Consider the following 26,406-nt stretch of genomic DNA (forward strand, 5'->3'; position numbering starts at 1 on the left):
GGAAGGACGCAGGTTTCCCGCCAACTAAAGTTCAACGCGCAGGGAGGCGGATCTTGAAGCTCGGATTCTTTACGATGCCGATCCACCCCCTCGAGAAGGATTGGCGGCAATCGCTTCGGGAAGATCGTGAGGCCTTCCTGCTCGCGGATGAGCTTGGATTCACCGAAGCGTATGTCGGCGAGCATGTCACCGACAAAGCCGAGAACATCACCTCCAGCATCGCCTTCATCGCTTGGCTCGCAGCCGCAACCAAGCAGATCAAGCTGGGAACCGGCACCATCAACATGCCGAACACCCATCCGGCAGCGGTCGCGGCATCCGTCGCCATGCTTGATCACATGCTCGATGGCCGCTTCATACTTGGAATAAGCCCGGGCGGATTGCTGTCCGACGCCGAGGTTTTCGGCAATCTTGATGCCGACCGCAATGCCATGTTCCTCGAGGCGATCAACCAGGTCCTCGATATCTGGGCCGGCAAGGCGCCCTATGATTTGCAAGGCAAATACTGGAACGTCTCGGTCAAGCGAACGCTGATCGAGGACATCGGCCAAGGGATCGTAGCGCGCCCTTTGCAGGCCCCCCACCCGCCGATCGTGGTCACTGCGGTCGCACCGTTCTCAAAGGGCGTCACCGAGGCCGCGGCACGCGGCTGGGATCCGATCTCGGCAAACTTCCTGATGCCGGCCTGGGTGAAGAGCCACTGGCCCAAATATGTCGAGGGGTGCGAGCGCGTGAACCGGGTGGCCGACCCTGCCAATTGGCGCGTCGCCAAGAGCGTGTTCGTGGCAAACGACGCAGCAACCGCGAAGGCCTATGCCACGTCACCCGACAGTCCCTATGTGTATTATTATCACCAGCTGTTCACGAAGCTGAAGCGCGGCGGCCGGCTCGAATTGTTCAAGACACGGCGTGACCAGCCCGACGCCGAGGTCACTCTGGAGACGATCTGCGACAAGTTGATCATCTACGGTACGCCCGACAGCGTGGCCGATCAGTTGTTGGCGTTCCAGGAAGAGACCGGCACCTTCGGAACCTTGCTCTATGCCGGCAAGGACTGGAAGGATCGTGAACTTGGCCGTCAATCGATGATCCTGATGGCCGAGAAGGTCTTGCCGCGCGTCAATGCTGCCGGCGCAAGGTCATTGGCGTGATCTAGGGAGTTTCGACATGGCTTTCACTGATCGCATTCCGTACCAGGCGCTAGTCGACCGGCCCAGACTGACATTGCCGGATGGCAAGAAGCTTGCCGTCTGGGTCATCCTCAACGTCGAGGAATGGCGCATTGGGAATGCAATGCCGCGTACCGTGCTGAGCCCACCGATGGGCCAGCCCCTGTTGCCCGACGTGCCCAACTGGTCGTGGCACGAATACGGCATGCGCGCCGGTTTCTGGCGGCAATTCAAAGCCCTCACCGACCGCAAGATACCGGTGACGCTCGCCGCAAATGCCAACGTCTGCAACAGCTATCCGCGCGTGGCGTCAGCAGCGCTTGAGGCGGGCTTCGAGTTCATGGGACATGGGTTTGTCCAGGGACCGATGCACAAGGTCGAGAACCAGGCGGATGCAATCAAGCGTACGGTCGACACCATCGCCGGATTTACCGGGAAGCCACCGCGATCATGGGAAAGCCCGGGCCTGACCGAGACCGAAGAAACGCTCGATCTCCTGCGCCTCAACGGGATCGAATACGTGGCCGACTGGGTGATCGACGATCTTCCCCAGGACATCGCCACGCCGCACGGAACCGTGACCACGATTCCCTATTCCGTGGAGACCAATGACATTGTCATTCACGCGCTGCAGCATCTCCCGTCGGAACATTTCCTGACGCGCTGCACCGACCAATTCGATCGGCTATACCTCGAAGGCGCGGAGAACGCGCGGGTCATGGCGATCTCGGTGCATCCCTACATCACGGGGGTGCCGCATCGAATCAAGTACCTGGAGGCCTTGCTCGATTACGTCATCGGCCATGACGGCGTGGCAATGATGACAGCGAGCGAGATCGGAGATTGGTATCGGGATCAGACGGCGACCAAGTAGGGCAGCTCAGCCGGCGACCTTGACCGGCGCCCGCCGACGATCGGTCGCGCTCTCCGCCATCCTCTCAAATCCCGCGAGGAAGATATCCAGCGCATCGCTGATCATCTGCGCCTTGTCCTCCAGGACGGGCGCCTCGTAGATGTACTTGCGTACGCCATAATAGAAGATGCCGCCGTGAAACACCCATGCCAGCTCCAGCTCCGCGGCGCTGGGCCTGCTCTGCGTCGCCAGGCCGGCATCGTGGCGGCATTCCCTGAGAATACGGGTCAGGATCTTGTCCTTGACCATGCCGACATACCAACGATTGATATCGAGGCCCTTCAGACCCGAGTAGAGATAGATCCTCAGCCATTTTCGGTTGAAGATCGCATCGGTATAGACCTCGTAAAATTCCTGAAGCCGAACGCGGAGCGGACGCGAGCGATCCGACAGCAACTTCTCCCAGCCGATTTCAAGGGGTTCGAGATATACCTTGCGGTAGACCTCTTTGATGAGATCATCCTTGCTCGGGAAGTAGCGGTAAAGCAACGGCTGCGTCACACCGAGCTTGCGAGCGAGGGCACGCGTGCCGCCGCCAAATCCCTCCTCCGCAAACAGCTCGGTCGCCTTGGTGACGAATTCACTGCGACGGTCGTCAGCCGATAGTCGCTTCTGTTTGGCACGAGCTCGCTTGACGGGCGCCTTTCGATTCATGATGCCTTGCCACCATCATCAGCCAGGAACCGGCCAAAACCGCCCCGCGCGAATAGCAGCGGGTTGCTTCGATTGTAGGCGTAGGCTTCCACCGCCCCCAGAAAAATGACGTGATCGCCGCCGTAGTAGCGATTGGCGGCGCGGCATTGGAAATTTGCGACCACGTCGGCAAGCACAGGAGCATTGCCGAGGCCTGGTGTCCAACTCACACCCGCGAACTTGTCACCCGACGATCTGGCAAACTGCATCGCCAGCGTCTGCTGCGTGGCATCCAGAACGTTGACCGTGAAATGGCTGGCATTCTGGAAGATCGGCAGCCCCTGCGAAAACGTCCCCAGGCTCCATAGCACCAGCGGGGGATTGAGCGACACGGACGCGAAGGAATTACAAGTAATTCCGTACGGCCGTCCGTCGGCCGACATCGCCGTGACGATCGTTACACCGGTCGCGAAGGTCCCGAGCGCATTGCGGAAGTCACGAGGATCGATCGTCGAACTGTCGCTTGCGAGCTCACTGGCCGGATCCGGCGGATGTTTGGGCGAGTCAGACATCCTGCTCACCTCAAAGCGTCAGGTTTTCGGACGGCAGCCCAAGGGCCACCCGCCCGTAATTGGTGCCTGCCGCATCGAAATTGAAGGCGAGATGCGAGTTCACCGCGTGTGCATCGCGGAATTGGCGCTGCAACGCTCCCGAGGTGAAAAGGCTGCGCGCCCCGCTCGCCGCAAACAGAAGGGACACGGCTTCAGTGCACAGATTGACCGCGAACGCGCCATCGCGCCGGAGCTTCGTCTTCGCAGCAATGCTCGGGATATCGCCACGCCGGACTTCCGCAAGCACTTCAACGCAATTCGTGCGCATGATCAGCCGCGCGGCGTCTATCTTCGCGGATGCCTCAGCGATCTTGATCTGCGTGCTTTGCAGGTCGCCTATCTTGGCGCGGTTATATGTCGAGGCGCGGTGCCGCGCGATCTCGACATAATCGTCAAGGCAAGCCTGGGCATTTCCCAGTCCGACTCCAGACAGTACGTAGGGAAACAACGAAAATACCGGAAGCATGTACAGCGCATTCGGATTGACGACACTTCCAGGCGTCGCGCCACCCGCAAGATCGCTGACGGCAACTGTCATATGGTCGGGAACGAATGCATCGGTTACCCGCACATCGTTCGATCCCGTTCCGCGTAGACCGGCCGCATTCCAGGTGTCGTCAATACTGTAGTCCCGCCTGTTCAACAGGAACAGCCGATACTCGACACCATCGGCCTCATCATCCGTGGCGACCACGCTCGCGAGCATGTTCCATCCACAGGCCTCCACTCCGGACGAGAATGGCCAATGACCACTCAGCACATATCCGCCGCTTGCCTTTCTGGCGCGACCGGCCGGGAAAACGAAGGAGGACGCGATCAGCGTATCCGGATTTTCGCCCCACACCGCGTTCTGCGCCTCGGGCGCGAACATACCCAGCATCCAGTGGTGACTTGCAAGGTTTGCAAAATTCCAAGACACCGAGGCGTCGCCCTGCCCAAGGGCGTCGGCACAATCGACCAGCGCGACATAGTCGAGCTCGCTGCCCCCGACCCGCTTGGGCTGCAGGATCCGGAAGAGACCGCTATCTCGCAGATCGCGCTCTGTCTCCGGTGGCAAGCGGCGCAGTTCTTCGGTCCGCGACGCGCGTTCACGCAGGGCCGGCACGAGCGCCTTGGCTCGCGCGACCATGACCGAATAGCGATCCATATCCGGGCTTTGCGGCACGTTCGCGTCGAGCCCGCGGCCAACCTTAACCATGGTCTCTTCCCTTGTTCGACCTCCAACATTTCGCACGACCCGGCCGATCGGCTCAGTTTATCGAGCGATCACCAGAGATCAAGATGCGCCACGAAGCCCGGTGGCCAATCGACCACCGGGCGGCTCTAGGTCGTCAAACTGCCGGCGGCCGTCCAATCCACCTCGCAGGATCTAAACAAGTTCCTTCCGCCAATACAGCGTGTGCTGCCATGCCCACGGCGACGCAGGTTCGAAGAGCCTGTATCCTTGGCGAATAAAGTTGTTGGCCGAGAAACGATTATCGGTCGTATCCGACACGATCACCTTCCAGCCGGCCCGCCGTGCTCGCGCTTCCAGCGCCCGAGTAAGCCGCACTTGCAGGCCGTGGCCGCAGTGCGGCATCACGACCCCAACGCGGCACAGATATCCGGCGTTGGCAACATGGGTTGATGGAACGACACCCGCGAATCCGATGGGCTTCAGCCCACGGAAAGCGATCCACCAGTACCCATGCTCGAAGTCGGGCACACGAGTCCCATCGCAGAAGGTCAGCTGATGAAGCTCGGCGAGCGCATCCGTAACCTCTTCGTCCTGCGGATCAACCTCGCGTATCCTGTACATTCTTCGCACCTCGATATGCCATTGTCCGCCAAAGTACTTGGCTCTTCAGTCTGGAGGGAGTTGCGCTCACCTCTCCCGGAGTACTGATCATTTTCCAAGCGTTGCCTTGATACCTAGCCAGATGGCGCCGACGAATCCGGTAGCGATCACGGTGATAACTGCCTTGAATGTGTAACTTTGCGCCTGCTCTACGCTCTTTCGCCAGCGCCGCAGGTGCTGGAAGTCCGCGCGTAATTCTCGTTGGTCACCCTCTTCAAAACCGAATGACGTCAAGACAGTCGCAATGGTCTTGACCACCACGGCGTCGATGTCGCTTCGGCGCACCCGGTCTTGTTCAATCAGCGTTTCCATCACAATTGCTTTGATATCGGCTTCATGCATCGGATCACCGTCGTATGATGCGGGCGACATTCTCGAACGTTCGCTTTCCGAAATAGAATCCCATGATCATACCGGCCCAGGTGCTTACATCTCCCGCGAGTTGCGGTGTCATCCCAAGACCGAGAACTTTGTCCCAGACGACGCACTTTCCCGAGCCTCGACCGCCAAACGCCCCCTTATAACGCGCCGGCTGAAGCAACGGCTCGAACACTTTAGCGGTTGGAATTTTCAGGATCGACAAGGTTGCTCCCGATAGGCAAAGCGGCTTGCGCGCCAGCGCCGGTGCCTCGGCCGATCGCGTCTCGTAAAGTGGTTGCGACGATGTCGCTGATCCCTGCGAAAACTGTCCGCCGGTACCGAACCGGCCGAAAGCGCCAGCCCCGCTTAGCGCAGGATTGAAATAGTCATAGCGCGGATCGCGCCCCGGCCTCGCGCGGCAACAACCCGCTTGAAGGAGACGCCGGATGATTGCGCGAGTTCAGCGGATCATTATCTTTTCCCAAGAAGCAGGATCGGCATCATAGAGTGCCTGTGCTTGAGCGTGGTCGAGAAGGCCGCGAAATTCTCTCTGTATCCGATCAACAAAGGTCTCATCACGATTATGCGGCGAGGGCCATCCTGCAAAATCGTTGCGTGCAGCTCAGATGGCTGCAGACCTGGCCCCACCTGGGCTCGTCCGCGATCGCGTCCGTGCTGAGGAGTAGAGCGTCAAGAACACATCGACCTGGACGCAGTTCAGTGAATGAAGAACAGAATCACCATAAGCCCCGCACAAAAAACCAGGAGCCCGACCAGGGTGGCCAGAGTGGCTTCGATCTCCAGACGGCCGTCTTCGCAATATCGATAGCCAAGCCAGTTGAACTTCTAAGAAGCCAGGACTTGCGCTCGGACACGCAATGATAGATATCATCCCGGACTACGCGCTGGTAGAGCGATTCTGGCGAGCAATCACGCGATAGCGCAAGCGGCCCCGATAGCGGTCTGGGTTCTCGATGATGTGATTGAACGTGTCGGAAGGTTCCTCGACGAAGCGGCTTTAGCGATCCGCCGAATGGGACGGACTTCGGCCGCAGCTTTCAAGTATCCTCGCCCTCAATTTCCTGTGGCTCAACGATAATTCTCTCGATGCGGTGCACAAGCTCGAGCGCCCCATCACCATTCTCGATCGCCTGCGGAGCTTTGCCCCAGCCGCGATCGAGGATGGCATTGGCGGCGGACACGCGAGCAGCCGGTGTAGCGCTGGTCGATCGCATCACGCCGACCAACACGTTGATCGCGCTTCGCGTATGACTCCTTGCAAGTGACCGAATTTGCGTAATCGTCTTCGCCACCTCACTTCTCCTGCCAATCGGACGGGAGGTATTCGCTCGGAGCCGTGTCCGCGTGATCCGGTTCGGGATCGGGCAACGCCGAGTGAAATGCGATCGTGGGAAAGTCCGTCTGCTCGCGATCCCTGCGCGGGCGCGGAATGAACTGGATGATCTCGGCGCTCATGCGAACTCCGACAGGGCGATGGCAACCAAGCCCGCGAGCGCGAGCAATATCAGGTAGGCGGTCATAAGAACCTCGTTGATCGGCCGACAGCGCGCGAGACGGCCATAGAATGAAATGTGCGGCAGATCGCGCAGCGGGGGCGACCTTTGGGGCGCGAACCTTATCCCTGACGAGTGGGGCCGCGGGCGGCGCCGGCTTTCGCCGCGCCGCAGGACCGGCGCGTTCGCGCGCACCGGCCAATTCGTACTGTTTCAACAGGTTCGGACGGCGGCGCGCTGACGACGCTCAGGCGACGGGCTGGGAGGATGTGACGTCGTGACGTTGCGGCCGCCGTCCGATTGGTGAAACGGCAAAGAAAAAGCCCGCCGCGGATTGCTCCGCGCGGGATCAACAATTTCTGATTTTCCGATTATGCCCCTGAGTTGCCCGACGAGTCAACCCGTTTTTGCGAACCGAAGTCGGCGTCCGTGATCTCGGCAGATCAGTTCGCGAGGCCCTTACGAAAGAGCCGAGATAACAGCACAAATTCCAGACCCTGCCCGGCATTCATCGCAACGGCAGTCATTGCAGTATAGGTAGCCATAGAAAGAAATGTGCGGCAGATCGCGCAGCGGGCGGCGATCTTTTGGGGCGAGAACCTTATCCCTGGACGAACGGGGCCGCGGGCGGCGCCGGCTTTCGCCGCGCCGCAGGACCGGCGCGTTCGCGCGCGCCGGTCAATTCGTACCCGCTTCAAAAGGGTTCGGACGGCAGCGCGCTGACGACGCTCAGGCGCGGGCTGGGAGGATGTGGCGTCGTGACGTTGCGGCCGCCGTCCGATTGGTGAAACGGCAAACAAAAAGCCCGCCGCGGATTGCTCCGCGCGGGCTCAACAATTTCTGATTTTCAGATTATGCCCCTGAGTTGCCCGACGAGTCAAACCCTTTTTGCAAGCTGAACGCGATCGGTAAAATGTGATGCGTCAGCTTCGACGGTGAGAAACCGCCTTGATCGAAAGTCCGAGTCTGATCGGAAATCGCAACACGAGCCGGCGCTGATCGCCTTATGCTTGTTGCGATGATGTCAGTGTGCCGCTGAGTTGCCCGACGCGTCAAGGGGACCAAGCAGCTTGCAACTTGGACCGACATCAGGACAGTTTTGGCCCGCGTCGATCGACCCGCGCCGCAGTTCGATTGCAAGGAGGAAGCGTCGATGTATTTCGTTGCTGCCGTGCTCGCGGTCCTGTCCGGCCTGTTCTATGCAGCGGGCCATCATCAGATCGGTTCGCTCGGTACCACCATGTGCCAGTATGGCGGCCTCTTCTGCGACAGCCCGGTGCTGGTTCTCGTCGGTGCGGGGTTCGCCGCGGCGTGGGGCATGCTCGTCAGCGTGCGCTGATCATCCCGCGCGAACGCCCGCATCTACTGCGGCGGGATCGGATTTGCCGGTTGAGCGGGCTTGGGGCCAGGTGGAGCAGGCTCAATCGGCGCCTTGGGCTCGGTTGGCATCACCTTCGCGCCGGCCGCACGCGCCGCCTCGCCAGTCGTTGAATAATTGGCGGAAGCGGCCGGCTGCACCTTCGGCTTGCTCCACGGACCGTGGTCGACGACCAGCATGCCCAGCACGCCGAGGATCGCAACCACTGCCGCAACCAGCAGCGGCGTGCCACCATGCCGATTTCGATGCTTGACCGAACCGCCTTCGGTCATGCCGTGCGCCTGCATTGTCATTGGTCGTCTCCTCCACCGAGACAAGCCGCGAGCCGCGCGCAGGTTTCCTGTTCCCCGATATGAAAGCGAGGCATCTCGGTGGAACCAATCCACAGCTACCGAATTTCCACGATATGCGGTCGCTACCGGCCGTTCAAAGCATCCCCGGATTGCCAAAGGTGACGGCACCTGGGCTTCAGTGAAACCGCGGCACGGCACATGAGCTCCGAAACACCCGAGTCTCCGCTTCAACCCACGCTCGGTGAGCGAGCGATCGACACCGCGACGGACGTTTCTCGCACCATCACGGAGGTGTCGGACGGACTTCGCGCGGCCGCCGATCGCCTCAGCGAGGCCGTCGCAAGCTCGCGCCGGCCGGGCGGAGCCCTCGCCACCGTAAGCGCGGTCACGCGGGAAGCCCCGCTCGCAAGTCTGTTCGTCGCGTTTCTGCTCGGCGTTGCCGTCGCGCGCCGGCGCTAGACGTCGATGCGCCGCGAATGCCGTTCTAGAACTTGCCCTTTGTGGCGTCCTTGGTCGCGGACATCACGCTTCCGCTGATCTGCCGCATGTGCTCGCCGGCGTTGGTGAACTGGCTGCGCAGGAATTCCGACTGGATCCGCATCGCCTCCTGCAGATCGGTCGCGTGCACGAGCTTGCGGGCATGCTCGAAGGCCGCCTTCATGTTCTGCTCGGTGAACGACAGCGCCTGTTTGGAAATTTCGGTACCGGTGCCCGGCATCGCCGTCATCGACTTGCTGGCGGCATCAAAGAACAGGCTGAAGGCCTGTTCGGCCTGGTCGATGGTTTTCTCCGCGAGATCGCGCAACTCGGCGGGAACTTCAAGCTTCGGCTCAATCATGATCGCGCCCCCTGAAATAAGTGTCCGGCACGTTAGCATAGAATGTGACGGCGTCAGCGCCGTATCGCGACCCATGCCAGGCCATGCCCGTTCGGCAGCCAAGGAAAAATTGCCTAGTCACGGCCGGACGGGGCCGCCGGCCGATTCCAATCATGTCAGCACTGTGGCATAGTGATTCGGCTTTCTTCGTTGGTCGCGTTCGCGTCTCTGGGGAATAAGGGGATCCGATGCTGCGCGCCGTTCGTCCAACACCGACCTGCACACGATTCAAGACCAGCATAGAAATGCCGTGCATGAAGTGCGGCACGCAAATGCGGCTCGCCTTGATCGAGCCGCGCGACCAAGTCTACGATGTGCTGACCTATCAGTGCACGCCCTGCAATGCCGGCGAAAGCTTCCTGAACGCGCGCTAGGTTGCCGCCCGTTCAGTCGCTCAGCACGGCGGCCCCCGCCTCCGTCAACGCAGGCGCGTCGTCATGCAATTCGACCAGACCGAGCTCGGTGAGGATGCGCAGATCGTCGTCGCTGACCGGTGACAATTTGAGCCTGCCGGCCTGGATATCGCGAAGGGTCCAGCGCAAGCCGATAGCGCGTTCAAGCGGGAATTCAGCGAATGGGTTGTCTGCCATTCGCCTCGACTAGTGCCGCATTTGGATCAGACTTAGTCTCTGCCGCGGCGGCTTCATGGACATCACAGATTGATGGCATGATGACGCGATCAGGTGCCCAGCACCTTGATCCCGTCATCGCTCCATGCGTCCCGCGCCGCCGCTCAGTAGCGGTAGGGGTCGATATCGAGCAGCGGGAATGCGCTGAACACGCTCGGCAGGTTGGTCGGCATCGCCGGATGCAGATAGGACTTGTCCAGTTCGGCGAAGCTGGTGACACCGAGCAGCCCGAGGCAGCGGATCACCTCATCCTCCAGCAATTCAAGCATCCGGACGATGCCTGCCTCGCCGGCCGCAGCGAGCGCCCAGCATTGCAGACGGCCGATCCCGACAAGGTCGGCCCCCGAGACGATCGCCTTCACGATGTCCGTGCCGCGGCAGATCGAGCCGTCGACCATGATCTTGGCACGGCCGGCGACGGCCTGAACGATCTCGGGCAGGACATGCATGGAGCCGCGGCCGTGGTCGAGCTGCCGTCCGCCATGATTTGAAACATAGATCCAGTCGACCCCGTGATCGAGGGCGATTTTGGCGTCTTCGGCGGTAGCGATGCCCTTGAGAATGAGCGGAATCTTGAACTTGTCCTTGATCAACTTCACCGTTCGCCATTCCAGCCCCTTCTGGAAATCGCCGCCGGTGGCGCGGATGCGGCTTTCGCGGACATAGCGCTTGGCGATGTCGCGCTCACGCCGGCTGTAGTGGGCGGTGTCCACGGTGAGGCAGAACGCGGCGTAACCGTTGTCGATGCTGCGGCTGACCACATCCTCGACGAAAGCATCGTCGCCCCGCACATAGAGCTGGAAGATGCGCAAGGCGTCAGGCGCAGCCTTGGCGGTGTTCTCCAGTCCAGGCTCGGACACCGAGCTCAGCATATGGGCCGCACCGAACGTCCCCGCTCCGCGCGCGACGGCCGCACCCGCATCCGGATCGAAGATCTCGAGCGCGCCAACCGGCGCGATCATCACGGGAAGCCGCAGCTTGCGCCCGAAAACCGTGGTGGAAGAATCGACGTTGATGACGTTGCGCAGGACGCGCGGCCGGAACGCGATCTCGTCGAGCGCCATTCTGTTGCGGCGCATCGTGGTCTCGGTCTCTGAGGCGCCGACGATGTAATCCCAGGCGTTCTGGTTCAGCTTGGCGCGGGCCTTTTGCGCGAATTCGTGCAGGTTCTGGAATTCCTCGCCGCTGGCGCCGAGCTCGACATTGCGCGTCTGCCGAATGGGGGTCCCGTCATTCATGGTGTTTCTTCTCCCGATTTGGCCGGCACATTAGCCGCAGACAAACCGGAAAAGCTACCACCTTAACCCACGAATCCGGCCAGCGAAGGCCAGCTATTCGCTTGTGAGATAGATCGGATCTCGACGCGAAACGGCTGCGTCCGAACCGATCGCGCCCGAGGCGTGCTAGCTGCCCGAGAATCGGTTTCTGTACTCGGTCGGCGATACGCCGAGGTGGCGAAGGAACGCCCGCCGCATGCGTTCGTCATCGCCGAACCCTGCGCGCTTGGCGACCTCGACCACGCCACCGATCTGCCGGCTTTCGAGCAGCAAGCGCGCGGTCTCCACACGGAGCGCCTCGACGCCGCTCGCGGGTGTCATGCCGGTGCGGCTGACATAGGTCCGGGCAAACGTGCGCGGCGTCATGCCGGCCCTCTCCGCGAGAGTCTCGACCTTGAGGTCTTCGGTGATGTTCTCGATGATCCAGGCATGCAGCGCGCTGAAGCGTCCCTCGACGTCGGACGCCTGGGCCGCAAGGACGGTCGAGAACTGGCTCTGACCGCCAGGCCGCTTCAGAAACACCACAAGTCTGCGCGCGACATCAAGCGCGATGGTATGGCCGAAATCCTCCTCGATCATGGCGAGCGCGAGGTCGATGCCGGCGCTGACACCGGCCGACGACCAGACCCGTCCGTCCTTGACGAAGATGGCGTTGGGCTCGACGCGGATGTTTGGAAAGTTGTCCTGCAGGCGCGGACAGTAGCGCCAGTGCGTTGCAGCACGCTTGCCGTCCAAGATCCCGGTCCAGGCCAGCGCAAAAGCGCCGAGGCATACCGACGCGATACGGCGCGCCTTCGGCAATGCTTCCGCAATCCACCCCATCAATTTGGCGTCGTTCCGGATCTTCCAAATGCCGGGCCCGCCGGGGATGACAAGCGTGTCGACCTCGACGGGAGCAACACTGTCGATCGGCGCCGTGTCGATCATCATGCCGACATCGGTCGGCACCAATCCGCCCGCGGTCGACAGATAGGATATCGAGTAGCCGGGCCCGGGCAGCTCGATCGCTTCCAGTTCAGCGAACACCTGCGCCGGCCCGGAAATATCGAGCAAGGTCACGCCCGGAAAGGCGACGATCGCGATCGATCGCATCGCTTTCTTGTCGCGCGGCTCAGGTCGGGGCGCTTTGGCAGTTTTCGAGGGCATATTGTCCTTTAAGCCATTCGAGGCTGCCCTGTATAGCTCGCGGTGGAATTCTGGAGTTCTGCCATGTCGCGAAATCTGGGCAGCGGATACGAGGCGATCAAATCGCCTTGGGCGGATTACGCGGTCTACAGCCTACCCGACGCCTCCCGGATCGAAGCCTGCGACCGTCAGCCGCTGATGGACGCCATGAACGGCATCATTGCCGTCAACTGGCAGGCCACCGAGCCGCACTGGACAGCGACCTCCTCGCCCTTCGACAAGAAGTACAGCCTGATCCTCGTCTATGACGGCTCTGGCCTCGTGGCGTTCTCGGTCTACCGCATCCTGCAGATGTCGGCCGGACTTGGAATCTATCGAAGCGGCACTGAAGTACTCCCGGCACACCAGGGCCGCGGCCTCTACGGCTTCTTCACATCGGAAGTGTTGAAATGTTCGGGTGCGACCGAGAGAGCCGACGGCAACGTGCTCTATGGCTGGCGAACCCGCAATCCGATCGTCTGGGCGGCGAACGCTAAGATTTGCGAAAAAGTGTCTCCATCATTGCTCGACGATGCACAGGATCTCGCTTTGCAGGCGGCCTGTGTCGAGATGTGTACCTCGCTCTATCCGGGCAAGCCTCTCGAACTGCCCGACATGATCATGCGTGGCGCTTACGGCCACATTAAGCACCATCGGCAGGCCTATCATGGCACCGCGTCGCTGGTCGATGCCGCGATGTCGCGCAAGATTCCGAATTCAGCGGATGCCCTTTTCTCGGTCGGTTACGCGAGGGTTTGATGTCGATGCTCGGACAACAAGCGGTATACGCGCCGACGTCGCGCTTCACCGATCGCGCCTATCTGGCCTGGACCGCAGTGGCGATCGCCTACGCCATAGCCTTCCTGCAGCGCGTGTCGCCGCAATCGGTGAGCCTCAGCTTCATGCACGACTTCAACACCGACGCGGCCGGTGTTGCGATGCTCGCCTCGAGCTACTTCTGGGGCTACACCCTGATGCAGATTCCGGCCGGCCTCCTGGTCGACCGTTTCGGCGTCAAGCGCGTCGTCCTCGTCAGCATGATCGCCTCGTCGCTCGGCAGCGCCGCGTTCGCCTTGGCGCCGAACCTGCTCAATGTCTTTGCAGCGCGCCTGATCGTTGCCTGCGGTGACGCGCTGGTCTTCACCGCCCTCCTGAAACTCGTTGCGCAGAGCTTCGCGGACGAGCGGTTCGGCATGATGTCGGGCATCTCGCAGGTCTCCGGCTATGTCGGAGGCGTGATCGCGACCACGCCGCTTGCCGCCGCGGTCTCGGGATTCGGCTGGCGGGCCTGCTTCCTGTTCATCGCCTGCATCGGCCTCGCCAACCTCGCCTTCGCCAAGCTCGCGCTCAAGCCCGATCCGGCCTCGCACAGCAACAAGACGCTGAAGGGTGTGGTGCTCGCTGCGCGGCAATCGCTGGCCCATGTCGCGAACTGGGGCTGCGCAATGACCTTTGCGTCGCACTTCGCGGTCGTGACGACGCTGTCAGGCGTCTGGGGCATTCCGATGGTCGCCCACCTCTTCAATATCTCACCGACAGCTGCCGGTACGCCCCTGCTTGCCTTCATGATCGGCAATGCACTCGGCTCGATCTTCCTGGGTCACGCGGCCGATCATGCCGCAGCGGCGCTCGACCGCGCGTTGATCGGCATTTGCGTGTTGCGCATGCTGCTGATCGCGCTGCTGCTGCCGCCGATCGCCCAGACGTTTGGTCTCGCCTACGTCACCGTCGTGTTCACGGCGCTGGGCCTCGTCGCCGGCGGCACCGTCCCGCTGGTGCTGAAATGCGTCAAGAAACTCTACACCGCCGACCTTATCGGTGTCGGGGCTTCCGTGAACACCACGGCCGCCGGAATCTTCGCCGGCGTTTCGCAGCCCATCATTGGCTTCGCAATGCTCGCTGCAAGCCACGCTTCCGGGACCGATGCCGTGCACAACACGGCCGCGATCGGTGACGGCGGCTACAGCGCCTTGATTGTCATTCTGCTTCTCATGTCGCTGCCGGGCATCGCTGGACCGCTGCTGATGAGAAGCAAGTTGATAGCTCGTTAGTGTCGTTATGAGTGTAGGGGGTGTTATGGAGCGCTTGTTTTTGAGAAAAGGCGAAGTCGCGTCAAACTTTCCGGTCTCCAGCTGGCAAAGCGTGATGTTTTCCGAGTTCGAAGCGCAGATGAGCAGCGAGGCCAGGCCGTTTCCTTGCGTGTTCGGGGTGACCGGACATCGCCAGGACCAGCTCCGCTACCTCTTTCTCGATCCCTATGATGTCGCGGTGCTCGGCGAACAGCTCGCACAATATGTCTCCGAGGCCCGCTCGTTCGGTCCCAATACATCGCTGATCGTGTTCACGCGGCCCCGCCCGGTGCAGACGCTCGATGCCTATTATCGCAAGATGTGGCTGACGCTCGACCAGCTCGCGCGCCTGGACAAGAACCCGTGGCCTTCGGAGATTCCGGAGCAGATCGACCACCCGATGTGGGAGTTCTCGTTCGCGGGCGAGCCGATCTTCGTGGTGTGCACGACACCCGCGCATGTGATGCGCCAAAGCCGCCGATCCAGTGCATTCATGCTCACCTTTCAGCCGCGCTGGGTGTTCGAGAAAATTCTCGGGACCGAAAAGGCGGCGAATGCCGCGTTCGCCGAGGTACGCAAGCGTCTGATCCCTTACGACAGCGCGAGCCCCTCTCCGCTTCTTGGTCGCTACGGCGCAACCGACGGCCGCGAATACCTGCAGTACTTCCTGCACGACGACAACAATGCGAGCTCAGGCTGTCCTTTCGCCAAGCTCGCGCAGAACAAGGCGCCACCCATCGCGAACAAGGAACAGGCAGCATGACCCGGATCATCGCAAGCACGAAGACCGAATTTGCCATCGATCCGGAGATACTGAACCTGCTCCCGGCCCAGGGCTCCGTCGAGTTGCAGCATGATGCGGCCGGCAAGGTGCATCAGTTCCATACCCACCCCGTCGACGAAATCCTGATGATCATCAGCGGCAGGCTGAACTTCATCTGGGACGGCGGCGAGCGGGTGGTCGGCGCGGGCGACACCATCCTGCTGCCGGCCGGCACCCGGCATCAATCCGAGGCGCTCGAGGGTGGTGCGATCTACGTGATCGCGACGCAGCCGCCCGCCAAGCCGATGAACAACTGAGATCAAGGGAAAACGCGAACACCTCAGGACAGTGAAGGATCGCGCGGCGGTTCAACCGCCAAACGTTCGACCAGCTCGATGACCTCGCAACGCTGGTCGGGCGCAAGCCGAAGGAAGGCCTTCAACAGTCGCAGGCTTTCCAGTGTTTCGCTCGATGGAGCTCCGAGCTTGTTCTGCAGCTCTGCAACATATGTGGGATTTTTCATCTCGCACCTTAAGTGAGGATTACGAATGGCATACCCAGGTAAACGTGAAGGCTTGGCCCAGAAGGTCGACACCGCGGCGCAAGAGGCCGAACGCCTCGGCCTGACCACGGCAACCCTGATACTCCGGATGGCCCGCCTCGAGATTGATCGCGCGGAGCCCGAGGAAGTTGAAAGTATGCCAAGGAACAACTTGCGCAGCAAGCCGAACTGAGTTCCGGAAACGGGCGAGTTCCAGCTTGAGGGCCGTCGGCGCGCGCCGAAGGCCGGACGGTGTCCGGACGACATCCTGCGAGGCGAGAGGCCTTCTCTCGCCTACGCGCAGGTCGCTTTTCCGATATTTGATCTTCGCTGGCGGCTGATCGAGCTAGCCGGTGTTGCCGGCCTTGCCGAACGCACCAGCCTCCGTCAACGCTGCGATGCGCCGGTCGTCGTAGCCAAGCGTCTTGCTCAACACGTCCCGCGTGTGCTGACCGAGCAGCGGAGCGGCAACAGGATCGACCGTCGGCGTCAGGCTCATATGGACCGGCGACTCGATGTTCGGAACCGAGCCGGCGGTCGGATGCGCGATTTTGCTCAGACGATGGCGATCGCGCACCTCGGGTGCGTTGAACCCCTCCTCCACGGTCCGCAGATAGCCGACCGGAATATTGGCCTTCTTCATCTTCGCCATCCAGTGCTCGAGCGTATCGCTCGCAAACACGCTGGCGATGATGCCGCGCAGCTTCTCCTTGTTGGCCGTCCGCGCCTTGCGGTGAGCAAACTCGGGGTCGGTGACGAGATCCGGACGCTCCAGCACGTCGGTGACAAGCCGGCGATAGAGCCGGTCGTTGGCACAGGCCATGTAGAGCGGTCCGTCGGACGCCCGGTAGACGCCGACGGTCGGTGAACCGTTCGGAGAGTTGCCGAAGCGACCGGGATTGTTGCCGTTGATGAGATAAGCCATGCCGTAGAAGCCGGTCATCGACACCGCGGTGTCGATCAGCGCGACCTCGACCTGCTGGCCGCGACCGAGCCGATCACGCGCAATCAGCGCCAGCAGGATGGCGTTGCAGGCCGACATTCCCGTCGCCATGTCCACGATCGGAGGACCGGTGCGCACCGGCTCGCCATCCGGAAAACCGTTGAGCGACATGAAACCGCTTTCGGCCTGCGTGATCGGGTCGAAGCCCGGGCGCAGCGCAAATTCGCCCTTGCGGCCGTAGGCGGAGATTGAGCAATAAATCAGCCGCGGATTGGTCGGCGCCACCGACGCATAATCGAGACCGAATTTCTTCATCACGCCACCGGAGAAGTTCTCCACCACGACGTCGGCCTTGGCAATCAACGCGCGCGCGACTTCGAGCGCTGCCGGATTGTTGAAATCGAGCGCAATGCCGCGCTTGTTGCGATTGAGGCTCAGATACGCCGCGCTCTCCCCGCCGATTTCGGCGTGCTCATAGGCCCGCGTGTCATCACCACCGTCCGGATTCTCGATCTTGATGACCTCGGCCCCGAAGTCGGCCAGCGTCTGCGTGCAGGCCGGGCCGGCGACGACGCGGGTGAAGTCGACGACCAGCAGGCCATCGAGCGCCGTCGGAACTCCCTCCCCGCGCGGCGCGCGCTCCGGCAGTTCTGGTCTGGTCATGATCTGACGCTTCCTCTGTTATTTTATCAGGCGAAATACCGCGCCCTTTGGCAAGACCGGCGCTGCTCGCCTTTTAGCGGAAGCCCATCACCAAAACCAAACCCGGATTTTGCAGGGCGGGACCTTCGTCTGACATGGCTGTCATCGGCCAGGACGGTCCCGCGGTGCGGGCAGCACCGGCATGGTCGGATTGTGCGAATGTCGAGGAAACCTGCCGGATAGCGATCTGTCGGGGGACCGCCCGGCGGAAGACACACATATTGACGGGTAGCGACGCCCGTCGCTACCCGCCTTCATCATGGAGAGCAGTCGCGCTATTCAGCGATCACTTCACCGGAGCCGCCGAACTCGGCCGGAAAGTCCTTCAACTTCGGCAGGCCATCGCGTATCGGCAGCACCGCCTCGGAATAGTTGACGTGAACGCCAGGGCTGAACTTCAGCGTCGGGATCGTCGCCGTGAACACGTCGACGAGCCCAAGCGTCGGGTGGTTGGTCATCAAGTGGCCGCCGCACTTGGTGCAGTATTTGCGCTGGCTCATCGCGGTCTTTTCGAAGGTTTCGATATGATCGGCGCCCTTGGTGACCTCGACGGCCTCGGGCTTCCAGAGGCTGAACGCATTCACCGGACCGCCGGACCAGGAACGGCATGAACGGCAGTGGCAGTAGCCCATCGCCTCAGGTTCTCCCGTGACCTTGAGTTCGACAGCGCCGCAAAAGCAGTTTCCAGTGTGATTCATCGGTCGATTCTCCTTGGGTGAATTTGATCGGACTCCGCGCCGGCATCGACCCACGTTACTCGTGATGTTTGCGATGCTGGACAAGACGTAAACGGGCGTAGCCGCTGCGAACTCCCTTGTGGACGTACCAGACCATTCCCCGCGCAAGAGGCAATCACTGCACTCGAATGCAGGCAGGTCGTCGACACAAGCAAAGCTACATGAGAGTCCGCGCCGCTGTCGACCATCTTCGACACGGCCTGACCGGACACATCTGCCATCGCAGACAAGATGGAGCTCAGTGTGAGGCAATTGCACAGTGCCGCATGTGAAGATTGCCGGCGCGCCGGAAGCCTGCGCGGCGACCGGCACGTCAGCACTTCACGCTAGATCAGCATTGCCGGTCCTTTGCGGGAACTCGATTGACCGTGGCAAGCCCATACATCAGCGCCAGCCGATCCAGGCATTCCTTGAGACGCCGTGCAAAATAGTCCTGCCAGCGCTGCGTGCGCAGTCCGCGTCGCTGTCCAACCTGCTCCATGGTCATGCCGAGGATCAAGACGTCGTGCACCAGCGCCGAACCGTCAGCGCCAAGCTCGTGCTCGGCGCGGTTCAAACGCAATGTCGCCTGGCGCTGCCCCTCCGTGATCGCCTCGCGTTGCTGACCGCCATCGACGTATTCGCGTGTCGTATCCACCGCGCGAGGGCCGCGCTCGGCCTTTTCCCAATCGTACTGGAAGGCCCGACCGCTCCGATACTGCGTGTCGTCGATCTGCCGGTGTGCGTGCAGCCGTCCCAGCGGATCGCTACGGATCGAGCGAAACGCCACGATCTTATCGCCGGGCTCGAGCGCAAGGGGATCGTCCACCTCGATGGTCGCCACCTCGGCATTAAAGGGCAGATCCCGGGAGCACCGGTCATGTGTTCCTGCGGGATCGTATGGCTTCCGGCGTTTTGCGCGCGGCATTGGTTACCTCCAAGACCTCTGATGATGGGCGCGCGGAGGCTTCCGCGCGACCGCGGTTGCGGGCCGACGTCCGTCGGCCGGGAGATGGATTCCCTCAGATGGCCTCGACGGCCTGAAGCCAGGCGTCGCTCAAGACTGGCCTCGCCGAGGCCTCGGGGTCGCGGCTCAGGTGAAAATGCGGGGAGCAGTAGCTCGAGTCCGGCCGGCACGGGTGACCGCAGAAGGTAACGGCTTCGCCGTCGGCATCCCCGCCATAGGGATAGCGGCAGTCTCCGCGCTTGAGGTCGAGCAGGGACAGGTGCCGCGGCTCGACTGCCGCGCAACGAAGCTGAGGCATCTCCTCCGGTTCGACGAAGATCTTCGGCCAGCGAAGCCAATCGGGCTTCAGCTCGGCCTGCCCCGCACCGAGACGGCCGATCTTCGGAAGCTCCGGCAAGGCCGGTTTGGGCGGGTCGAGGTGCCCCGGCAGGGACGGCTCGAACCGACCGAGGCCCGCCAACCCCATGCGCTGGGCCCGGCTGAGCGCCGCGTAACGTGTATAGGCCGTGTTGAAGGTTGCGTTGATCGCGTCAGCGATTTCCGAATAGGACAAGCCGCGGGCGCGCAGGTCCTGCAAGGCTGCCGAATGCTCCGGCAGCCAATTCATCATTTCCATTCCAAATTCCCATTTTTGTCATTCCGCCGGCGCCTCGCACAACTTCCGATATTCCGAACAAAAAGTCAAGCTTGATTTCTGATAATCGTAACGGTAGTAATGTATCCAGGCTTGGAGAGGATGAAACATGCTGGATGCGGCACTGATCGAACGGGCACTGGAAAAGACAGGGAAGAGCAAAGGCGGGCTGGCCCGCGCAATGGGCGTTCGGGCCGGGGCGGTTTCCGAAATTCTTTCGGGAATCAGGTTGATCAAGGCATCGGAGATCGCCCCGATCATGGAATATCTGGAGCTGAACTCGGTCCCGATCGTGGGCCGGGTCGGCGCCGGCGCATCGATCCAGCCGGAGCTCGAGCAGGTACCGCCGGAAGGGCTCGGGGAGATCGAACTCCCGTTCCCGATGACGGAGGAGACCGTTGCTTTCGAGGTCTCGGGCGATTCGATGCTGCCGAAATACGAGAACGGCGACGTCATCGTGGTCTATCGCGAGCAGCGCTATCCGCTGTCGAGCTTCTACGGAGAGGAGGCTGCGGTCCGGCTGAAGAGCGGCGAGCGTTACCTGAAGACGATCGAACGCGGCAGTTCTTCCGGCACCGTCAACCTCAAGAGCTTCAACGCCAAGCCGATCAACGGCGTCAAGCTCGAATGGATCGGCGAAATCTGCGTCACCCTGCCCCGCGGCCAGATCGAAAGGCTGCGCGGCAAGACGGCGGCGAAGGGCCGCAAATCCACTTCCAAGGGCGGCCGATCGTCCGAGAAGTAGAGCGCTGCTTCGGCACCTGCCTGACCGATTCGGAGCACGAATCGGTCGGAGCGCCCGCCCGAATTCCGATTATCGGCGACCCCTCTTGACATATTTCCGATTATCGGAAATAATGGTCGATGACAGTCAACGCATCGAACCATCAGGCATGCAGTATTTTGTCGTCATGATCGACTATGGCCGCCGTGGCCGCGAGGCGATCGTCGATCCTGAAATGACACGGCGCGAGGTCGTCTCGCGGGTCGCATCGGGAGAATACACAAACATCAGCTTCATCCACGAGATCGCCGAGTGCTCGGTCGAAGATGTCACGGTCGACATCCTTACCGAGGCCGCCCTGCCGGAGATCGCCCCGACCGGCGCCGACCTGCAGGCCAATACGCTGGATCACGCCCGTGACCTGCGCAAACACGAGCCGGTCTGACCTCAGTCACGTGCCGATTGCGAAACCGTGATCTTTCTTGAGCCGACCACTTGGCCGGAACCCGAAACGGACTAGATAGGGTTCACGCAGAGTCTATTCGGACCGGGCGTGGGTTCCCTCTAGATTGACGATTCGTTTTCTCGGGCCGGCAGATTTCAGCTTCAGATGACTCCGACAACAAACGCCGAGATCGCGAAGGCCGATGGCGATCTCAGGATCGCGCTGCTGCTTGGCATCGCGAACTGGTTTCTGTTCCTGGACCATATTCCGCACAACGTCGTCAGCGCGCTGACCATGCGCAACTTCGGCTTTAGCGGCGCCACCGACCTGTTTGTGTTCGTCGGTGGCTACACGACAACGCTGATCTACACGAGGATGGCCGCGGAACGCGGAATGCTGGTAGCGGCCACCCGCATCTTCAGGCGCGTGTGGCAGCTCTACGCGGCCTACATCGTTCTGTTCGTCATCTATGTCGAGTTGATCAGCTACGTTGCGGCCCGGACCGCGGCGCCCGAGATCATCAGCGAGTTCAACATCACCGGCTTTATCGATCACGGGATTCGAACGCTGATCTACGGCCTGTTCCTGCAGGCCAAGCCGCTCAATCTCGACGTGCTGCAACTCAGCATCGTCCTGATGGCGTTCCAGCCCATTGTCATATGCGGGTTGTTCTATGTACCCAACGCGACGCTCGCCGGCTCCGCGGCGCTTTATGCGACCGCCCGCGTGCTCGACTGGAACCTGATGTCATACCCCGACGGATACTGGTACCTGAACCCGTTCTGCTGGCAATTGCTGTTTGTGATGGGCGGCTGGCTCGCGCTGGTCGGCAAGCGGTACGCGCCCGAGATTCGCGCGATGCAGGCCATGCCGACGCTGCGCGCTGCGGCCCTGTTGTATCTGGTGTTCGCGCTCGCGATCGTCTCCAGCAGCGAGATCCCGGCCCTCGCCCAGATGATGCCGACTGAATTGAGTGATGTGCTCTTGCCCAGCGACCGGGAGGACATCGCGCCGCACCGCATCCTGCATTTCCTGGCCCTGACATTCCTGTTTACCTTGCTGGTGCCGTGCAATTGGGGGTACCTGCGCTCCTACGCCTTGCAGCCGATCATCAAGTGCGGCGAGGAGTGGCTCGCCGTGTTTTGTGCAGGCGTGTTCCTCTCCTTTGCCGCGCACCTGATCCTGATCACCGGCCCGAACTCGGTGATCAGGCAGGTTGTGGTCAGCGTCGCCGGCATCGCGGCGATGATTGCGGTTGCCTACTACGTCTCGTGGTCGAAGCAGCAGGACAATAAATCGGCCGTCGGAGCTCATTCCTGAATTTGCTCCCTAGTCGATCAGCAAGGCGCGGCCCAGCCGCGTCTCGCTGTCGTGCAGCATTGCGGCGTCGAGCTCCCCTCGCGCGGCCGCATCGGTCGCACAAGCGAACAGACGGTAAAATTGCAACCCGTCATAGGCGACCAGCAGGAGATCGACGCCCGCGTTCAACGCCTCCACGACCGCGGTGCAGACATCGTGCTGATAGATCGCGCCCATCACCAGATCGTCCGTCATGACGATGCCCTGGTAGTTCCAGGTCTTCCGGAGCAGCCCATCGACGACGACCTTTGAGTGCGATGCAGGCCGACCGGGGTCGAGCGCACTCACCGCGACATGCCCGACCATCAGGCGTGCGCCGGTCGTTGACAGCACATCGCGGAACGGACGCCAGTCGGTCGCGTCCAGTTCGCCGACCGGCGTATCGAGATCGGCGTCGAAGTGGTGCGTGTCGGCGCGCACGCGGCCCAATCCCGGAAAGTGCTTCACCGTGGCGCTGACGCCTGCGGATTCGAGACCATGAATGTAGGCGCCTGCGACCGCGCTCACCTTGGCCGGGTCAGCGGAAATCGCCCGCTGATTGATCAGCGTATTGAAATCGAGCCGATCGTGCCTGGCGTCCGGCCGCAGGTCGAGCACCGGGGCAAGATTAAGATTGATGCCAAGCGACGCCAGTTCGCGTCCATGGATGCGGCCGAACTCCTCGGCTTTTGCCTTGCGCTCATCCGGCGCCAGGTCGGCCAATGAGGCAAGCGCGGGCAGCCGCGTCAGCGGCGGCACGAGGTGTGAAACAATGCCGCCTTCCTGATCCGTCGCGACCATCAGTGGCGGCAGCCCCGCGGCCCCCCTCCTGGCCTGCAGCGCGGCGATTTCCGTCTTCAGCGCGTCAGCCGTCCTGCCGGCGACGTTGCGCCCGGTGACATAGATGCCGGCAATGAACCCCTTCTCCACAAGTGGCGCGACCTCGTCAAACGACCGGTAGCCGACGATGAAATGCTGTCCGAGCGACCGCGCGAGAACCGGCTCAGTCCGGAGAACACGGTGCTTTCGCAGCTCGAACACACCATGCGCGGCGAGCACCGCGAGCGGCGGCAGGCACCACAGGATGACCAGCAGCCTCCCCGCTAGCGTCCGCCTGCGCCACCCGGTGCGGCGAACCAGCAAAAGCACGACGGCTGCGCTCGCCACCACGAGGAGAAGATTGCCCGTCCCGCGCAACGGGACCAGATACGGATCGTTGTTGCTGATGCCTGCGCAGACCAATACGAAGCCGACGATCCAGAGCAGGCTAATGCCGATGCTTTTGCTGACTTGCATGGGAGCACGCATGATGGAGAGGGACGCTCGGCCTCGTCCGTATCAGACGAGATTCACCAGCACGAGCCGATAAGCTGCGTCTGCACGCAATCTGCATAAGAATCCTGAACTCCTGCTGGCAGCGTTCTCACCCGCTGCACATGCAAGGCTCAATTTTGCCGGGCTGCGGGCCGGGTCTGATCCGCCCGCGATGGACGTAGCCAGATGAGCCGACCGTCTTGATGCCGATCCGTTCTTGTCTCCCGCGGCAGTTGCCTTGTAAGACAATTGCATCAAGCGAGCGCAAAGGCGTGACCAGCACGCCGCATTCGGAGATCCCGTTGACCCACCGAATTCTCGTCGTCGACGATGACCCGCATATCCGCGAGGTCATCCGTGTCGCCCTCAAGAAAGCCGGCATGAGTGTGACCGAAGCGCGCGACGGCAAGGACGCCCTGGCCCGATTTGCCGGCGAACGGCCGGACCTCCTCGTGCTCGACATCGGCATGCCGGAGTTCGATGGCCTCGACGTCTGCCGCGAGATCCGCAAATCGTCCGACGTGCCGATCCTGTTCCTTTCCGCCCGCGACGAGGAAATCGATCGCGTCCTCGGCCTTGAGATCGGCGGCGACGACTATGTGACCAAGCCGTTCAGTCCGCGCGAGCTCGTCGCGAGGATCAATGTCATCCTGCGGCGTCTGATGCCGCGTGCAGGTGCGATGCCGGAGGCGGCCGTGCTGTCGCGGGGACAGCTTTCGATCGATCCCGAGCAGCACGTTGCGACCTTCGCCGGCACGGCGCTTCATCTCACCGCGATCGAATTCGGGATCCTGCGCGCCTTCCTGACCCGGCCGACGGCGGTGTTCAACCGCGAGCAGATCATGAGTGCGGCATATCACCTCAACATCCAGGTCTCCGACCGCACGATCGACAGCCACATCCGCAACATCAGGGCCAAGCTCGCCGCGGCGCAGTGTGAGAACGTCATCGAGACCGTGCACGGCGTCGGCTTCAAGCTCGGGCGCTGCGAGCCCCCGGCATGACGTCCTTCCGCGCCGACCAGAAGTGGCGACCGTCGCTCAGCTTCGTGATATTCACCGTGCTCGCCTTGGTCGCGATGCTGCCGCTGATGGGGCTGTTCTTCTTCCGCCTCTACGACAACCAGCTGATTCATCAGACCCAGGCCGAGCTGATCGCGCAGAGCCGCGTGCTGGCTGCGATCTATGCAACGGACGTGCAGGCGCAGCTCGACAAGGGCATCCCGCTCGGCGCGATCGTGCCGCCGGAGGCATTACCCGATCCCGGCGATCAGGTGACCCCGATCCGGCCTGCGCTCGATCTCGCCGGCAACGACTTGCTACGGCGACGGCCCGATGCGCTGCCTGCGCCAAAGCCCGCGGATCCGGCCTATGTCGAGATCGGTGCCCGGCTGATGCCCATCATCCTGGAGACGCAAAAAGTCACGCTTGCGGGCTTCCGCATCCTCGACCCGCAAGGCGTGGTGATCGCCGGTCGCCAGGAGGTCGGACAGTCGCTCGCCCATATCGAGGAAGTCGCCGCGGCGCTCGGAGGCCAGTACAGCGCCGCGTTGCGCATCCGCATGCCGGACAAGCCTCCGCCGCCGATCTATTCGATCAGCCGTGGCGTCGGCGTTCATGTCTTCTCCGCGATGCCCGTGATCGTCAACGATCACGTTGCCGGCGTGATCTACACGTCGCGAACGCCGAGCAACATCTTCGACCATCTCTATCAGGAGCGCGGCAAGTTCCTGCTCGCCACATTGGCGGTGCTGCTGGCGACGGTTGCGATCGGGCTGATGTTCTCACGCACGGTCACCCGTCCGATGCGCGAGCTCGTCGATCGCGCCGTGCGGATCGGCCGCGGCGACCGCAACGCGTTTCGGCCGCTGCAGCACTATGGCACCCGGGAGCTCGCCCAACTCTCCGATAGCTTTCTCGAGATGGCCCAGCAATTGTCGCGCCGCTCCGACTACATCGCCACCTTCTCGGCACACCTGACCCACGAGTTGAAATCACCGCTGACATCGATCAGGGGCGCAGCTGAGCTGCTGCAGGATTCCCTCCAGAGCAAATCGGATATCCTGACCCGATCCGAGCAACAGAGCTTCATCTCGAACATTATTGGCGACGTCGAACGGCTCGATGCGATGAGCCAGCGGCTGCGCGAGCTTGCGCGCGCGGAAAGTGCGCCGCAGAACGAGCAGACCCCTCTCTCGACCGTCATCGAGACCCTGAAGAGCCGCTTTGCCGGGCGGACGATCGTGGCTAGCGGCAGCCTCGATCGCTCAATCGGGATGTCCGGCGAAAAGGCGCTGATCGTGCTGGCGCATCTGGCCGACAATGCGTTCCGTCACAATGCGACATCCGTGCGGCTGGAGGCACGCGGCGAAGCTTCCATCATCAGCATGACGGTGAGCAACGACGGCGACCCGATCTCCGATGCCAACAGCGACAAGGTCTTCGACGCCTTCTTCACCACCCGACGCGATAGCGGCGGCACGGGCATGGGGCTCGCCATCGCGCAGGCCGTCATGGCGACCCATGGCGGCACGATCCGTCTTTTACCATCCAGCCGGGGCGTCGCCTTCGCGCTGGAGTTCCCGGCCGTCTGACC

Annotated in this window: 33 protein-coding genes; 14 read left to right on the forward strand and 19 right to left on the reverse strand. The window is 62.0% G+C overall.

Annotated elements, in window-relative coordinates; translation table 11 throughout:
* Window positions 1-53 precede the first annotated feature (53 nt).
* Both BI327_RS06990 and BI327_RS06995 read left to right on the forward strand, forming a co-directional pair.
* A complete protein-coding gene (locus BI327_RS06990) occupies window positions 54-1,151 on the forward strand; it encodes an LLM class flavin-dependent oxidoreductase (protein ID WP_076858965.1) in 1,098 nt (365 codons plus the stop codon).
* A gap of 16 nt (window positions 1,152-1,167) precedes the next feature.
* Window positions 1,168-2,043: a polysaccharide deacetylase family protein gene (locus BI327_RS06995; RefSeq protein WP_076858966.1), complete on the forward strand. Its 876-nt coding sequence runs from the start codon at window positions 1,168-1,170 to the stop codon at window positions 2,041-2,043.
* Window positions 2,044-2,049: 6 nt separating this feature from the next.
* Here the strand turns inward: BI327_RS06995 and BI327_RS07000 are convergent, their stop codons facing one another.
* The 8 genes from BI327_RS07000 to BI327_RS42220 all read right to left on the reverse strand — a co-directional run bounded on the left by BI327_RS07000 (window position 2,050) and on the right by BI327_RS42220 (window position 6,999).
* Window positions 2,050-2,736, reverse strand: a complete 687-nt coding sequence (locus tag BI327_RS07000) for a TetR/AcrR family transcriptional regulator (protein ID WP_076858967.1) — start codon at window positions 2,734-2,736, stop codon at window positions 2,050-2,052.
* Entirely contained in the window at window positions 2,733-3,287 is a 555-nt protein-coding gene (locus BI327_RS07005; protein ID WP_076858968.1) for a flavin reductase family protein, read from the reverse strand. The genes BI327_RS07000 and BI327_RS07005 overlap by 4 nt, the downstream gene beginning before the upstream one ends.
* Before the next feature lie 10 nt (window positions 3,288-3,297).
* Window positions 3,298-4,524, reverse strand: a complete 1,227-nt coding sequence (locus tag BI327_RS07010; RefSeq protein ID WP_076858969.1) for an acyl-CoA dehydrogenase family protein — start codon at window positions 4,522-4,524, stop codon at window positions 3,298-3,300.
* 171 nt (window positions 4,525-4,695) lie between these two features.
* Entirely contained in the window at window positions 4,696-5,124 is a 429-nt protein-coding gene (locus BI327_RS07015; RefSeq protein WP_076858970.1) for a GNAT family N-acetyltransferase, read from the reverse strand.
* Window positions 5,125-5,211: 87 nt separating this feature from the next.
* Window positions 5,212-5,505, reverse strand: coding sequence for a hypothetical protein (locus tag BI327_RS07020; RefSeq protein WP_076858971.1), 294 nt, complete (start codon window positions 5,503-5,505; stop codon window positions 5,212-5,214).
* Window positions 5,506-5,509: 4 nt separating this feature from the next.
* Window positions 5,510-5,746 carry a hypothetical protein gene (locus BI327_RS07025; RefSeq protein WP_076858972.1) on the reverse strand — a complete coding sequence of 79 codons (237 nt, stop codon included), beginning with the start codon at window positions 5,744-5,746 and terminating at the stop codon, window positions 5,510-5,512.
* Window positions 5,747-6,581: 835 nt separating this feature from the next.
* On the reverse strand, window positions 6,582-6,836 hold the full coding sequence (locus BI327_RS07030) for a hypothetical protein (protein WP_076858973.1): 255 nt from the start codon (window positions 6,834-6,836) through the stop codon (window positions 6,582-6,584).
* Between the two features lies 1 nt (window position 6,837).
* A complete protein-coding gene (locus tag BI327_RS42220) occupies window positions 6,838-6,999 on the reverse strand; it encodes a hypothetical protein (RefSeq protein ID WP_159450412.1) in 162 nt (53 codons plus the stop codon).
* Window positions 7,000-8,190: 1,191 nt separating this feature from the next.
* On the opposite strand from BI327_RS42220, the gene BI327_RS07040 reads away from it, so the two are divergent.
* Window positions 8,191-8,376, forward strand: a complete 186-nt coding sequence (locus BI327_RS07040) for a hypothetical protein (RefSeq protein WP_021080365.1) — start codon at window positions 8,191-8,193, stop codon at window positions 8,374-8,376.
* A 23-nt stretch (window positions 8,377-8,399) separates the two neighbouring features.
* On the opposite strand, the gene BI327_RS07045 is transcribed toward BI327_RS07040, so the two are convergent.
* A complete protein-coding gene (locus BI327_RS07045) occupies window positions 8,400-8,702 on the reverse strand; it encodes a hypothetical protein (RefSeq protein WP_076858975.1) in 303 nt (100 codons plus the stop codon).
* A gap of 204 nt (window positions 8,703-8,906) precedes the next feature.
* On the opposite strand from BI327_RS07045, the gene BI327_RS07050 reads away from it, so the two are divergent.
* Window positions 8,907-9,167 carry a hypothetical protein gene (locus tag BI327_RS07050; RefSeq protein WP_076858976.1) on the forward strand — a complete coding sequence of 87 codons (261 nt, stop codon included), beginning with the start codon at window positions 8,907-8,909 and terminating at the stop codon, window positions 9,165-9,167.
* A gap of 25 nt (window positions 9,168-9,192) precedes the next feature.
* Here BI327_RS07050 and BI327_RS07055 read toward each other — a convergent pair whose 3' ends face one another.
* The 4 genes from BI327_RS07055 to BI327_RS07070 all read right to left on the reverse strand — a co-directional run bounded on the left by BI327_RS07055 (window position 9,193) and on the right by BI327_RS07070 (window position 12,583).
* The gene (locus BI327_RS07055; RefSeq protein WP_021080362.1) at window positions 9,193-9,546 is read right to left on the reverse strand and encodes a phasin; all 354 of its coding nucleotides are present in this window, start codon (window positions 9,544-9,546) and stop codon (window positions 9,193-9,195) included.
* Window positions 9,547-9,971: 425 nt separating this feature from the next.
* Window positions 9,972-10,175 carry a hypothetical protein gene (locus BI327_RS07060; protein ID WP_076858977.1) on the reverse strand — a complete coding sequence of 68 codons (204 nt, stop codon included), beginning with the start codon at window positions 10,173-10,175 and terminating at the stop codon, window positions 9,972-9,974.
* A 143-nt stretch (window positions 10,176-10,318) separates the two neighbouring features.
* Entirely contained in the window at window positions 10,319-11,452 is a 1,134-nt protein-coding gene (locus tag BI327_RS07065) for an alpha-hydroxy acid oxidase (RefSeq protein WP_076858978.1), read from the reverse strand.
* A 165-nt stretch (window positions 11,453-11,617) separates the two neighbouring features.
* Window positions 11,618-12,583, reverse strand: coding sequence for a GlxA family transcriptional regulator (locus BI327_RS07070; RefSeq protein WP_245334731.1), 966 nt, complete (start codon window positions 12,581-12,583; stop codon window positions 11,618-11,620).
* A gap of 117 nt (window positions 12,584-12,700) precedes the next feature.
* On the opposite strand from BI327_RS07070, the gene BI327_RS07075 reads away from it, so the two are divergent.
* The 4 genes from BI327_RS07075 (at window position 12,701) to BI327_RS07090 (ending at window position 15,804) form a co-directional block, all read left to right on the forward strand.
* A complete protein-coding gene (locus BI327_RS07075; protein ID WP_076858980.1) occupies window positions 12,701-13,414 on the forward strand; it encodes a hypothetical protein in 714 nt (237 codons plus the stop codon).
* Window positions 13,414-14,706 carry an MFS transporter gene (locus BI327_RS07080; protein WP_076858981.1) on the forward strand — a complete coding sequence of 431 codons (1,293 nt, stop codon included), beginning with the start codon at window positions 13,414-13,416 and terminating at the stop codon, window positions 14,704-14,706. Before BI327_RS07075 ends, BI327_RS07080 begins: the two co-directional genes overlap by 1 nt.
* A 94-nt stretch (window positions 14,707-14,800) precedes the next feature.
* Complete coding sequence (locus tag BI327_RS07085) at window positions 14,801-15,487, forward strand: YqcI/YcgG family protein (protein ID WP_245334732.1); 687 nt, start codon at window positions 14,801-14,803, stop codon at window positions 15,485-15,487.
* Window positions 15,484-15,804 carry a cupin domain-containing protein gene (locus BI327_RS07090; RefSeq protein ID WP_076858983.1) on the forward strand — a complete coding sequence of 107 codons (321 nt, stop codon included), beginning with the start codon at window positions 15,484-15,486 and terminating at the stop codon, window positions 15,802-15,804. Before BI327_RS07085 ends, BI327_RS07090 begins: the two co-directional genes overlap by 4 nt.
* 23 nt (window positions 15,805-15,827) lie before the next feature.
* On the opposite strand, the gene BI327_RS07095 is transcribed toward BI327_RS07090, so the two are convergent.
* The gene (locus tag BI327_RS07095) at window positions 15,828-16,010 is read right to left on the reverse strand and encodes a hypothetical protein (RefSeq protein ID WP_076858984.1); all 183 of its coding nucleotides are present in this window, start codon (window positions 16,008-16,010) and stop codon (window positions 15,828-15,830) included.
* Window positions 16,011-16,035: 25 nt separating this feature from the next.
* Here BI327_RS07095 and BI327_RS07100 point away from each other — a divergent pair, with 25 nt between their 5' ends.
* The gene (locus tag BI327_RS07100; RefSeq protein ID WP_016847356.1) at window positions 16,036-16,221 is read left to right on the forward strand and encodes a hypothetical protein; all 186 of its coding nucleotides are present in this window, start codon (window positions 16,036-16,038) and stop codon (window positions 16,219-16,221) included.
* A 153-nt stretch (window positions 16,222-16,374) separates the two neighbouring features.
* Here BI327_RS07100 and BI327_RS07105 read toward each other — a convergent pair whose 3' ends face one another.
* From BI327_RS07105 to BI327_RS07120, 4 genes are all read right to left on the reverse strand, one after another.
* Complete coding sequence (locus BI327_RS07105) at window positions 16,375-17,637, reverse strand: CaiB/BaiF CoA transferase family protein (RefSeq protein WP_076858985.1); 1,263 nt, start codon at window positions 17,635-17,637, stop codon at window positions 16,375-16,377.
* Window positions 17,638-17,948: 311 nt separating this feature from the next.
* Complete coding sequence (locus tag BI327_RS07110) at window positions 17,949-18,371, reverse strand: GFA family protein (protein ID WP_076858986.1); 423 nt, start codon at window positions 18,369-18,371, stop codon at window positions 17,949-17,951.
* A 370-nt stretch (window positions 18,372-18,741) separates the two neighbouring features.
* Window positions 18,742-19,317, reverse strand: coding sequence for a DUF6456 domain-containing protein (locus tag BI327_RS07115; RefSeq protein ID WP_076858987.1), 576 nt, complete (start codon window positions 19,315-19,317; stop codon window positions 18,742-18,744).
* A gap of 94 nt (window positions 19,318-19,411) precedes the next feature.
* On the reverse strand, window positions 19,412-19,972 hold the full coding sequence (locus BI327_RS07120; protein ID WP_076858988.1) for a GcrA family cell cycle regulator: 561 nt from the start codon (window positions 19,970-19,972) through the stop codon (window positions 19,412-19,414).
* A gap of 127 nt (window positions 19,973-20,099) precedes the next feature.
* Between BI327_RS07120 and BI327_RS07125 the strand changes: the two genes are divergently transcribed.
* The 3 genes from BI327_RS07125 to BI327_RS07135 all read left to right on the forward strand — a co-directional run bounded on the left by BI327_RS07125 (window position 20,100) and on the right by BI327_RS07135 (window position 22,479).
* Complete coding sequence (locus BI327_RS07125; protein ID WP_076858989.1) at window positions 20,100-20,735, forward strand: LexA family transcriptional regulator; 636 nt, start codon at window positions 20,100-20,102, stop codon at window positions 20,733-20,735.
* A gap of 148 nt (window positions 20,736-20,883) precedes the next feature.
* Complete coding sequence (locus BI327_RS07130; RefSeq protein ID WP_076858990.1) at window positions 20,884-21,159, forward strand: hypothetical protein; 276 nt, start codon at window positions 20,884-20,886, stop codon at window positions 21,157-21,159.
* A 165-nt stretch (window positions 21,160-21,324) separates the two neighbouring features.
* On the forward strand, window positions 21,325-22,479 hold the full coding sequence (locus BI327_RS07135; protein ID WP_076858991.1) for an OpgC domain-containing protein: 1,155 nt from the start codon (window positions 21,325-21,327) through the stop codon (window positions 22,477-22,479).
* Window positions 22,480-22,488: 9 nt separating this feature from the next.
* Here the strand turns inward: BI327_RS07135 and BI327_RS07140 are convergent, their stop codons facing one another.
* Complete coding sequence (locus tag BI327_RS07140) at window positions 22,489-23,793, reverse strand: glycoside hydrolase family 3 N-terminal domain-containing protein (protein ID WP_076858992.1); 1,305 nt, start codon at window positions 23,791-23,793, stop codon at window positions 22,489-22,491.
* A gap of 320 nt (window positions 23,794-24,113) precedes the next feature.
* Here BI327_RS07140 and BI327_RS07145 point away from each other — a divergent pair, with 320 nt between their 5' ends.
* Together BI327_RS07145 and BI327_RS07150 are read left to right on the forward strand one after the other, a co-directional pair.
* Entirely contained in the window at window positions 24,114-24,815 is a 702-nt protein-coding gene (locus BI327_RS07145) for a response regulator transcription factor (protein ID WP_076859298.1), read from the forward strand.
* Window positions 24,812-26,404 carry an ATP-binding protein gene (locus tag BI327_RS07150; protein WP_076858993.1) on the forward strand — a complete coding sequence of 531 codons (1,593 nt, stop codon included), beginning with the start codon at window positions 24,812-24,814 and terminating at the stop codon, window positions 26,402-26,404. The genes BI327_RS07145 and BI327_RS07150 overlap by 4 nt, the downstream gene beginning before the upstream one ends.
* Window positions 26,405-26,406 lie beyond the last annotated feature (2 nt).

This window comes from Bradyrhizobium mercantei, from assembly GCF_001982635.1.
GTDB classification, from domain to species: domain Bacteria; phylum Pseudomonadota; class Alphaproteobacteria; order Rhizobiales; family Xanthobacteraceae; genus Bradyrhizobium; species Bradyrhizobium mercantei.